Origin of the sequence: Rhodocytophaga rosea, assembly GCF_010119975.1 — a bacterium.
Lineage (GTDB): Bacteria > Bacteroidota > Bacteroidia > Cytophagales > 172606-1 > Rhodocytophaga > Rhodocytophaga rosea.
In genome coordinates this window covers 5,001,802-5,014,062 of sequence record NZ_CP048222.1, presented here as the reverse complement: position 1 = coordinate 5,014,062, position 12,261 = coordinate 5,001,802, and the positions used below count along the sequence as shown (strand labels likewise).

The following is a 12,261-nucleotide window of genomic DNA, read 5'->3' as shown; positions in this document are numbered from 1 at the left end:
CATCTGTTTTATTTCTGGAAGGACACTAATAAATAGTTATTCAACTATTTATAATAACATAAAATTAATATGCGCCATAGACTTGTTATTCTGCTCAGAGGCCTTAATCAATTACAAATGTGAATCAAGGGTTGCAAACTAAAATAAAAAGGGCTGCAGTAAGTCTACCAAAACAATGCATCCAAAGGCCTTTTTCTGAACGAACTTTACTAGCAAACTGAATAGCCGTTTGCTCATTGAGCCAATGAAAGAAAGCTTCCACCGGTTACCTGATGGTACTAATATAGCGGGAAAACAGTTTATCTGCGGCTGGCAGATACTTTTGTCCTTTTTTGAGTTTAACAGGGGTAAGTATTTCCACTTGTTGCCTGCTTAGCTGATCATTGAACGCTTGGGAAGCATAAATTTTATCACTAATCACTTTACAAGCTTGTAGTGGGCTGAAAACAGGTTTTAAAACGGTCAGATCATTAGCTGAGGCTTGGCTAAAGCTTATATGTTGAGCCTGAGGTAGACATTGATAGCAGTCTGCCCCAACAAAATGCAGTTTTAGCCCATGGTAATACAGATTTTTAGTAGCGCAATATCCCTTATCGGCTACTTGTAAAGCTACTTTAGCCTGATAGGGTCTTTTAGAAAGAATGATAGGCAAAGAATCTACTTAGCTGATATCAGCATAACTGTCCTTGTAGCAGAGATGCTTCATAAGCGCTTGAAGGATGACTTCAAACTGCCAGTACAACTCATTTAATCGTTTGTTGTAAGCCTGGTAGGAAGGCAGACAAGGAAACCAATCTAACCAGTGATTCACAATATAACCATAGCCATCCTTAACAGTAAACCTTTTCTGCAGGATACCAAACAAGTATATGGTCATCACTTCTTGGTCAGTAAAGGAAGGTAAATAATTATTGCTCATGCGTTGATAATGCAGACAAGACTGTCTATCATAGCAATGGCAGATATAGTAATAGAGTCTGATTAATTGTGTAGCATTCTACAAAGGTATCTCTCTTTACTATACTGCCTTTTCTACTCTTGATTCACATTAATAATGAGAGAGTATAGATCTGCAATTCATAATTAGTAATTATTCATCCGTAATTAAATATAGGGTGGTTTCTGCAAAAGCTATTATCAGCAGATACGCATGTTATTTTTTGTTTTGGTATTAATTATTTATTATGATAGATAATTAACTTCTGATAGAGTGTATTTTTGTTATTCAGACTGACTTGCAGCAGGTAGGTTCCCTGAGAGAAACCGGCTGTTTCAATCTTCACTTGTTTCTGGCCTTTTTGTACTTTACCAGAATTTACTTTTCTTCCTAATACATCATACACATACCATTCACCATTCTGGCTGGCGCCATTATCAAAGGAGATATAAGCCTGACTAGAAGCTGGGTTAGGATATACAACAAACTTTTCCTGTTGATCGTTACTTTCTACACCGGTAATTACTTCAGGAATAAAACCTGGTTCTTTTAGTACCACCTGATATACTTCTTTGGTGGCAGCATCCTGTACAAATACAATTACTGCTAGTTGTGCAGGATCTTTAATGTGCATAACTTCCCAGGAAAATTCTACTATTTCAGTTGATCCTGGCGACCATGTTTTCGAGAGTAACATTCCTGCCGCATCAGGCAATAGCTTCCTAAGTACATTCCGGAATACTGGTGCACCACTATACGCATCGGCTACCTCTTTTTCTACAATTGCTGCATATATAAATAAGCTGTCATTAAAGTCAAATTTTGACGTAATATCAGCAGCTATATGCAGAGAGGAAGGCCCGATTTGCGTAAGGTCTAAGTCAATTGAGAAAGCTGCCGCTGCCAGTTTACGCCTTGATAAATCTGTAACTGCCCATTGAGAGAATTTATTGTTTTCAATATATCCATCCAGCGCTGTTCTAGGTGTTTGCGGTATCCCATAATACAAAGCTCTTGCACTAGGATCAGCCGGATTAATTATATTCAATGGGTCGTTGCCCGGGAAATTAGTATGGTATTGTATAGTAATAATCTCGCCTCCACTATTACTCATAAGGCCATCGATTATACTATTTTCCTCCATAGCTTCCGTATTTTCACTGTTAGTGAAATGTTCTAATAATACAATCTTGTCTCTTTCCCCAATATATACATCATCAAAAGCGAACCCATCTAATGGCTGTCCGGGAGGATTATCTGCATTGCTACCAAAAGCTATACGGAAACGGACAGAGGATTCTCCTTTCAGAAAATCGAGATCATGTTTCGCTTCCACCCAGCTAGAGTCTGTACCAGACCATCCATGCTGGCCAATGGGTTGGTTTCCAGGATTACCTACAATAGCTGACTGATTATACCAGTTAATGCCTTCATCTATTGCACCCACGTTTTTCCAGTCGACACCTCCATTTATAGAATATTGCAATACAGCCCCATCAAAACCTTTTTGTGTATGATCCCAGACTTTTATCGAAATCATTGGTTTTTGTAGCTGAGTAAAATCAAAGCAAGGCGAATACACATAGGATTTTTCATTTGGATTATAGCCCTGACCTGAACCTGTATACCAGGCTTTTAAGCCGGATGATGCTGTGTTAATTGTTGTTCCTGATGGTATATCCCATTCCCAGCTTACATTTGCGCCATCCTCTACCCATCCTCCGGTGCTTTGTTCAAAATTTTCTATATATGGATATGTTGCAACACTTGGTAGAATATATATCTGTTTTGAAATAGAATTTGTACAGGCAAAATTAGTTGTTACTTTAAGTGTTACCATGTACTTTCCTGCTTTTGGATACAAATGGGTAACCTTATCAGAAGCGTTTGTATAAACCTGGCTTGTCCCATCACCGAAATTCCATTCCCAGGAACTGATCGATCCTACACTCAGAGAGGTGTGTGCCATAAAATCAACAGATTCACCAAAGCAGATGTCCGACCATGTGAAGTCTGGCTGAGGAATGCCTCCTATCGTAATCGCAATAACTTTAGTATCTGTACACCCATACTCAGAAGTGACTTTCAATGTAACGGAATATTCTCCCGGACCTGTAAATAAGTGCTTAGGATATTGAAGATCTGAAATGTTTGAATTGCCAGACAAAGGATCACCAAAATTCCATTCCCACTGCTGAATCTTTCCTGACAAACCTTCTAAGGTTTTATCCTCAAATGATACACTGTCCTTATCGCACACATTATAATAGGTAAAACTTGCATCCGGAATCTGGTTAATTACCAGAGATTGTTCCTGAATATTAATGCAACCATTGCTATTAGTATAGGCGTATCTGATCAAATGAGTGCCTATTCCCGCAAGAGAAGGTATAAAATTGGCACCACTGATACCAGGACCACTAAAAGTACCCCCAACCGGGAAACCAGTTAATTTAACTGATGGAGCATCTACGCAATAAGCAGCAGCTAATCCGCTGAAGGTAACCTGAGGCAAGGCATGTACAATTACAGCGTTTTTAGTTGAGTCTGTACATCCGTTTTCATTGGTATATATATAGGTAATGGTATGAATACCTACGCCTGCTGCCGATGGATTAAATATAGACGTACCTGGCACCATCCCCGGACCTTTGAATATACCTATTACTCCTCCTGGTCCATCATTATCTGCAGGAAACCCATTCAAAGTAACATTAGGTGCATCTTCACAATAGGCCGCATTGAGTCCACTGAAAGTTACATCAGGGACTTTATTTACTATTACTGTTTTTTCAATAAAATTCGTACCACCAATTATAGGATCAGTATATGTATACCTGATTACATTTGCACCAATAAATGCACTGGAAGGCCTGAAAATGGATGTATTTGTAATAATACCAGGACCAGAGAACGTTCCGCCAGCAGGAGTCCCAGTCAGGATAAAATCAGGATCTTTTGAACAGAACGGACTTGGAATATTACCAATTCCTACATTAGGCAAAGGCGCTACTACTACCGTCTGCTCCTGATAATTCATACACTTATTGGCATCCTGATACGAATACCTAATGATGTAAGTACCGGCACCTGCGGCAGAAGCGCTAAAGGTAGAGCCAGAAATACCCTGCCCCACGAAAGTTCCTCCTGGCGGAAAACCTGTTAAATTAATCAATGGCGCATCCTGTGGATAGATAGCTGAACCTCCGGGTCCTGAGTTGTTAAAACCTGCAAAACTCACTATTGGCAGTGGGTGTACAATTACACTTCTTTCAATATAATTTGTGCAATTGTTGCCATCTGTATAAGTATAGCGGATCACATGTGTGCCTGCTCCAGCATCTGAAGGTTTGAATTTAGAAGTTCCGGTAACAATTCCCGGACCTGAGAAAAAGCCTCCAACCGGAAAACCAGTTAGGGTAACTTCCGGAGCATCTATACAATATTCTGGATTTAAACCACTGAACAGAACGTTAGGCAGGGCATTAATGGTAATTCTCACCTGATCTTCAACATATACACAGGGGCCTGATCCATCTGGGTCATTGGTGGTAAGAGTAAGAACAACCGATTTGCCTATTTCACTTGGATCGGGTATATAAGTAGTATTAAGTGAAGTTGCGTCTCCAAAAATACCTTTACCACCACTCCATGTTACCATACTGGCTGCACCACCTTTTGAACCAGTTAGGGTAATGGCTTCGTTGGCACAAACTACCAGGTCTGTTCCAGCATTAACTGTCGCTACAGGATTCACCGTAGTAGTAATACCATTGCTAATCGTACTACAAGTGCTTGCCGTCGTTACACGCACGGTTACAGTCTGTCCATTCGTCAAAGCATTAGTGATGTATTTATTAGAACCACTATTCTGCACAGAAAGCCCATTTATAAAAAACTCATAATTAGTAGCTGTAGCCGAGGTAGCTGTAAAAGTAACAGTCTCTCCTAAACAAATTACATTATCCGGATCTGAACTGGCTAATGTAACGGTTGGCAAGGGATTCACCGTAGTGGTAATGCCGCTGCTTTCAACCGAACAACTATTAGCAGTTGTCACTCTTACTGTTACAGTCTGTCCATTCGTCAAAGCATTAGTGATGTATTTATTAGAACCACTATTCTGCACAGAAAGCCCATTTATAAAAAACTCATAATTAGTAGCTGTAGCCGAGGTAGCTGTAAAAGTAACAGTCTCTCCTAAACAAATTACATTATCCGGATCTGAACTGGCTAATGTAACGGTTGGCAAGGGATTCACCGTAGTGGTAATGCCACTGCTAAGTGTACTACAAGCGCTTGCTGTCGTTACTCTTACCGTTACAGTCTGTCCATTCGTCAAAGAAGAAACACTGTATTGATTGGTGGCTCCATCCTGCACCAACGCTCCATTGACAAAGAACTTATAGTTGACTGCTGTCGCTGAAGTAGCTGTGAAAGTAAGGGCATCTCCTGAGCAGATCACATCATCCGAATCTGAGCTTGTCAGTACCACTGTGGGCAGAGGATTCACTGTGGTGATAATGCCACTGCTTTCTACTGAGCAGCCATCAGCAGTGGTAACTTTAGAAGTTACAGCCTGGCCATTGGCAAGTGTGGTAGTAGTGAAAGTAGGGAAAGCTCCATCCTGCACCAACGCTCCATTGACAAAGAACTTATAGTTTACAGCTGTTGCTGAAGTAGCTGTGAAAGTGACCACATCTCCCGAACAGATCACATTGTCCGAATCTGAGCTTGTCAGCACCACCGTTGGCAAGGGATTCACCGTAGTGATAATGCCGCTGCTTTCAACCGAGCAACTGTTAGCTGTTGTCACTCTTACCGTTACAGTCTGTCCATTCGTCAAAGAAGAAACACTGTATTGATTGGTGGCTCCATCCTGCACCAACGCTCCATTGACAAAGAACTTATAGTTTACAGCTGTTGCTGAAGTAGCTGTAAACGTGACGGCATCTCCCGAACAGATCACATTATCCGAATCTGAGCTTGTCAGCACCACCGTTGGCAAGGGATTCACTGTGGTGATAATGCCACTGCTTTCTACTGAGCAGCCATCAGCAGTGGTAACTTTAGAAGTTACAGCCTGGCCATTGGCAAGTGTGGTAGTAGTGAAAGTAGGGAAAGCTCCATCCTGCACCAACGCTCCATTGACAAAGAACTTATAGTTGACTGCTGTCGCTGAAGTAGCTGTGAAAGTGAGGGCATCTCCTAAACAAATTACATTATCCGGATCTGAACTGGCTAATGTAACGGTTGGCAAGGGATTCACCGTAGTGATAATGCCGCTGCTTTCAACCGAGCAACTGTTAGCTGTTGTCACTCTTACCGTTACAGTCTGTCCATTCGTCAAAGAAGAAACACTGTATTGATTAGTGGCTCCATCCTGCACCAAAACTCCATTGACAAAGAATTTATAGTTGACAGCTGTCGCTGAAATAACTGTAAAAGTAAGGGCATCTCCCGAGCAGATCACATTGTCCGAATCTGAGCTTGTCAGTACTACTGTGGGTGAGGGATTCACTGTGGTGGTAATACTGCTACTTCCAACCGAGCAACTGTTAGCCGTAGTTACACGCACGGTTACAGTCTGTCCATTCGTCAAAGAAGAAACACTGTATTGATTAGTGGCTCCATCCTGCACCAACGCTCCATTGACAAAGAATTTATAGTTGACAGCTGTCGCTGAAATAGCTGTGAAAGTAAGGGCATCTCCTGAGCAGATCACATTATCCGAATCAGAACTGGTCAGTACCACTGTGGGCAAGGGATTCACTGTTGTTGATATACTAGCACTACTAATACTACAGGTATAAGCATTTATAACTTTTACAAAAACGTCCTGTCCATTAGTGAGGCTGCTAGTGATATATGTATTGGAAGCTCCATTTTGTACAGAAACCCCATCCACAAAAAATTCAAAACTAGTAGCAGTCGCCGAACCAGCTGTAAACGTAACGGCATCTCCTGAGCAGATCACATTGTCTGAATCGCTGCTTGTTAATGCTACTGATATGTCTTCAACATAAGTTGTTATCCCTGTATGTGTAGCCTCGCAATTGCTAACACTAAGGGCTTTCACAGAGAGTAGTTGTCCATTAGTAAGGCTGCTAGTGATATATGTATTGGAAGCTCCATTTTGTACAGAAACCCCATCCACAAAAAATTCAAAACTAGTAGCAGTCGTCGAACCAGCTGTAAAAGTAACTGTTGTTCCTGAACAGATTCTGTTATCAGGATCACTGCTACTGAGGGAAACTGTCATTAACTCTACTGTAACCGGAATAGCATTACTGCTTACTGAACAAACACCTATTCTTGCTACTACATGAATTTTTTGACCATTAGTGAGGCTGCTAGTGATATATGTATTGGGAATCCCATTTTGTACAGAAACCCCATCCACAAAAAACTCAAAACTAGTAGCAGTCGCTGAACTGGCAGTGAAGGTGATACTTTCTCCCGGGCATATCGTATTATCAGCATCTGAACTCAACAGTGTAACAGCGAGCGTTGTTACTGAAATAGTAATTCCCGAACTGATAGCAGCGCAACTACTGGCAGCTGTCACTCTTACTGACACCACTTGCCCATGTGTTAAGGTATTGGTTGTATATACATTGCTGGTTGTGCTCTGTACAGAGATTCCGTTCACAAGAAATTCATAATTTACAGCGGCAGGTGCATTGGCAGTGAAGGTGATACTTTCTCCCGGGCATATCGTATTATCAGCATCATTGCTATTTAAAACTACAACTGGTATCTCATTTACAACAGTTGCAATGGTATTGCTTATCACAAAACAGTTTGTAGCAGTAATAGCTTTCACCTTCAGTACTTGTCCATTCAGTAGGCTATTGGTAATATACTGGTTAGATGTAGTATTCTGTACAGAAACCCCATCTACAAAAAATTCATATATGCTGGCTGTGGAAGAGATAGCTGTAAAAATAACCTGTTCGCCTGCACAAATAATGTTATCAGCATCCGAACTTGAAAGGCTAACGGTAGGTAAGGGATTCACCACTGTTGTAATGCCAAGACTCAGGTCAGTACATCCGCTGGCAGTAGTAGCTTGAACAGTAATGGCCTGGCCACTCGTTAAGTTAGTAGTGATATATAAGTTTGTAGCGCTATTCTGTACAGAAACCCCATCTACAAAAAATTCATAATTAGTAGCGGTGGGGGCATTGGCTGTGAAAGTGACTGCATCTCCGGCACATATCACATTGTCGGCATCACTGCTGCTCAATACAGCAGTAAGAATATTTACAAAAGTTGTAATCCCGTTGCTTAATGTTGCACAGCCACTGGCGGTAGTAGCTTTTACAGTAATTATTTGACCATTAGTTAAGCTACTATTGGCATAAGTGTTAGAAGCTCCATTTTGTACTGATACTCCATCTACAAAAAATTCAAAACTAGTAGCGGTGGCTGAACTGGCTGTAAAGGTGATACTTTCTCCCGGGCATATCGTATTATCAGCATCCGAACTTGTAAGCAATACCACCGGTACCTGATTTACGGTTGTAGTAATACCTGAACTTACAATAGAACAGCTATTGTTATCGAAAACTTTTACAGAAACCGTTTGTCCATTGGCAAGGGTACTGGTAATATACTGGTTTGAATTACTGCTTTGTCTGGAAATCCCATCTACGAAGAATTTATAAGTAATACCTGTAGCAGAAGAAGCCGAAAAAGTTACCGTTTCTCCACTACAAATGGCATTATCTGAATCACTGCTAACAAGATTTACGGAAGGCAATTGGTTTACAGTAAAGATAATGCCTGTATGTAAAAAGGTGCATCCGCCGGCAGTAGTAGCTTCCACAGTTACTATTTGCCCATTGGTCAGGCTGCTGGTGATATATAGGTTAGTAGCACTATTTTGAACAGAGATTCCATCAACAAAGAATTCATAGTTGGTTGCTGTGGGTGCAGTGGCTGTAAGTGTTACCGTCTCTCCGGCGCAGATCACATGATCAGTATCACTTGATACCAGGTTAATAACAGGAATAATATTAACGATGGTTGTAATACCTCCGCTAAAAGCTGAACAACCGCTGGCGGTAGTAGCTTCCACTATTACAGTTTGCCCATTGGTCAGGCTACTGGTAATATAAGTGTTAGAAGCACCACTTTGTTTGGAAACCCCATCTACAAAAAATTCAAAACTAGTGGCTGTAGCAGAAGAGGCCGAAAAAGTTACCGTTTCTCCACTACAAATGGCATTATTAGGATCGCTGCTGGATAAAATAACGACCAAAGGAAATACCTGTATTGTTATCCCGGGACTTAGAGCACTGCATCCATTTCCATCTGTTGCTTTCACAGAGATTTTTTGACCATTAGTGAGGCTGCTAGTGGTATATGTATTGGAAGCTCCGGTCTGTACTGATATCCCATCCACAAAAAATTCAAAACTAATAGCTGTCGCTGAACTGGCCGTGAAAGTAATACTTTCTCCCGGGCAAATAATACGGTCACTATCTGAACTAGCCAGACTTACTACTGGTAGTGGATTTACAGTTACCATGCTACCTGGACTGCTGTTAGAGGTACATCCATTAGAAGTGATAGACCGCACAGTAACTACCTGTCCATTGGTTAGACTATTGGTACTATATTTATTGGAAGTGCTGTTTTGAACAGATATGCCATCAACAAAAAACTGAAAATAAGTACCTGTCGCTGAACTGGCTGTAAAGGTGACTGTTTCACCCAAACATATAATATTATCGGCATCACTGCTGGACAAACTAATTAGGGGTAAGGTATTAATAATAGCCGTAACATTATTGCTCACTGCGGTGCAGGTATTTACATCTGTTGCTTTCACAGAGATTTTTTGACCATTAGTGAGGCTGCTAGTGGTATATGTATTAGAAGCTCCGGTCTGTACAGAAACCCCATCTACAAAAAACTCAAAACTAGTAGCAGTCGATGAACTAGCCGTAAACGTAATGGTATCCCCAGCACATATCACACTTTTGTCGCCAACCAGGCTTACTGTTGGTAAAGGATTTACAGTAAAGGTAAGCCCGGAACTGGCAGTTGCACATCCGGCTGAGGAAGCTGCTTTTACCGTTACAGTTTGACCGTTTATTAGGCTAGTCGTGATATATTGATTAGACACACCAGTTTGCACAATAAAGCCATCGACAAAAAACTCATAGCTGGCCGCTGCAGCAGAAGCAGCTGTGAAAGTAACTGTTTCTCCGGCACAAATCACATTGTCAGCATCGCTGCTGGTAAGACTTACTGTTGGCAAACTTTTTACAGAGAAGGCAATGGCATTACTCAAGGCATTACAATTAGCGCCTGTAGCCGCTTCTACCGTGACAATATCAGTATCTGAAAGACTTGCAGTAGAGAAGGTAGCAGAAGCAGTATTTTGTAGGGAACTGCCATTAACAAGAAAATTAAAACTGCTAATGGGCATACTGGTAAAAGCAGTAAAGGTAACACTTTCTCCGGCACAGATGCTCTGATCAGCATCAGAACTGGTTAGAATCACAAAAGGCACTGCATTGACAGTAGTAGTAATGCCTGCACTCATTGTGGAACAACTACTTCCATCCTTTACCCTTACTGTCACAGTTTGGCCATTGGTAAGAGCCGTGGTAGTATATGTATTAGAAGCATTGTTCTGCTTAGAAATCCCATCCACAAAAAATTCATAACTGGTAGCTGTCGCAGAAGTAGCAGTAAACGTAACGGTGTCGCCAGCGCAAATCACATGATCTCCATCAGAACTTATAAGCGTTACTGTTGGTGATGGATTGACCGTAGTGGTGATATCAGAACTTTCAGTGGAACAGTTACTGGCTGTGGTCACTCTTACCTTTACACGCTGAAGGGTAGTAAGGGTAGTGGTAATAAAAACAGGGGAAGCGCCATCTTGCTCCAAACTACCATCTACATAAAACTTATAGTTCACAGCTGTGGCAGAAGCAGCTGTAAACGTAACGGCATCCCCCAAACAAATCACATGATCCGGATCTGAGCTTGTCAATACGACAGTTGGTAAAGCAGTAACTGAAGTAGTGATGGGTGAACTAACCATAGAACAGCTATTCTCACTTGCTCTTACTGTTACAGCCTGTCCATGAGTTAAGACAGAAGTCGTATAGGTATCAGAACTGCCATTTTGTTGAGAGATCCCATCTACAAAAAACTCAAAACTGGTGGCTGTGGCAGAAGTAGCTGTAAACGTAACGGTGTCGCCAGCACAGATTACATGATCTCCATCAGAACTTATAAGCGTTACTGTTGGTGATGGATTGACCGTAGTAATAATATCAACACTAGTACTAGAACAGCCGCTATTGGTGGTAGCCTTTACCCTGACAGCTTGTCCATGAGTTAAGCCAGTAGTGGTGTAAGTGACAGAAGCGCCATTTTGTTTGGAAATCCCATCGACAAAAAATTCAAAACTAGTGGCTGTAGCTGAACTGGCTGTAAAAGTCACACTCTTTCCAGAACATATATTATTATCAGAACTACTAAGTGTTACAGAAGGGAAAGAAATAACATTAGTAACAATACTATTACTTGTTGCAGAAGCACATCCAAAGGCAGGAATTAATTTTACTTTAACCGTTTGACCATGCGTTAGGCTACTGGTCGTATAGGTACTGGAAGTACTATTCTGAACGGAAACATTGTCCACCAGAAAATCATAATTAGCTGTTGTGCCTGCGGATGCAGTAAAAATAATCAGATCTCCGGCACAAATGATATTGTCGGCATCACTACTATTTAAAACAGGCGGAGTTATTACTCCAGTGACACCTACTAATAATCCATGACTTACATTATCTGGCGATTCATTTTTATGCTGTTTAGCACGGTTAGCATGATCTTTTACTACAATATGTCCAACATCTGCACTGTTTACTGCCCTAACCTGGATGCCGCTAATTACAAAGCCGTCCATAGAAAGGTCGTTATTAGCCATATCATAATTAACAATGATCTCTGTAGCAGTTACAGTAATGGAATTGATGGCAAGCGCCAGGCTAAGAAGTTGTGGCGTGACAGTACCGGTGCCAGGTTTAAACTCAAAATTGGAAGAAGTCACTTGTAAAATAAACTCTCTGTTGGTTCTACCTCTTTCAAAATCACTTGAATTACCCTCCCTAACAGTGATATCTCCTAACGTAATATAATCTCCTCCCACACAAAGGTTATCGCCTCCACTTGCAGGTACTACTACTGTATCGCTGTATCCCTCAACCGTTAAAAATAAAGAGACAGCAACAATCAGCATGATTGTTCTCAGGAAAAATGCAGCAGTATATTGGAATAAAGTAAAACTCATC

General features: G+C 41.2%; 3 protein-coding genes. All 3 read right to left on the bottom strand.

Annotated features, from left to right (window positions below; all coding sequences use genetic code 11):
- Nucleotides 1–265: 265 nt before the first annotated feature.
- Complete coding sequence (locus GXP67_RS20730) at nucleotides 266–652, bottom strand: transposase (protein WP_162444898.1); 387 nt, start codon at nucleotides 650–652, stop codon at nucleotides 266–268.
- Nucleotides 653–661: 9 nt separating this feature from the next.
- Nucleotides 662–919 (bottom strand): hypothetical protein, encoded by a 258-nt coding sequence (locus tag GXP67_RS20725; RefSeq protein WP_162444897.1) that lies wholly within the window; start codon nucleotides 917–919, stop codon nucleotides 662–664.
- Between the two features lie 256 nt (nucleotides 920–1,175).
- The gene (locus GXP67_RS20720; protein ID WP_162444896.1) at nucleotides 1,176–12,260 is read right to left on the bottom strand and encodes a PKD domain-containing protein; all 11,085 of its coding nucleotides are present in this window, start codon (nucleotides 12,258–12,260) and stop codon (nucleotides 1,176–1,178) included.
- Nucleotide 12,261 lies beyond the last annotated feature (1 nt).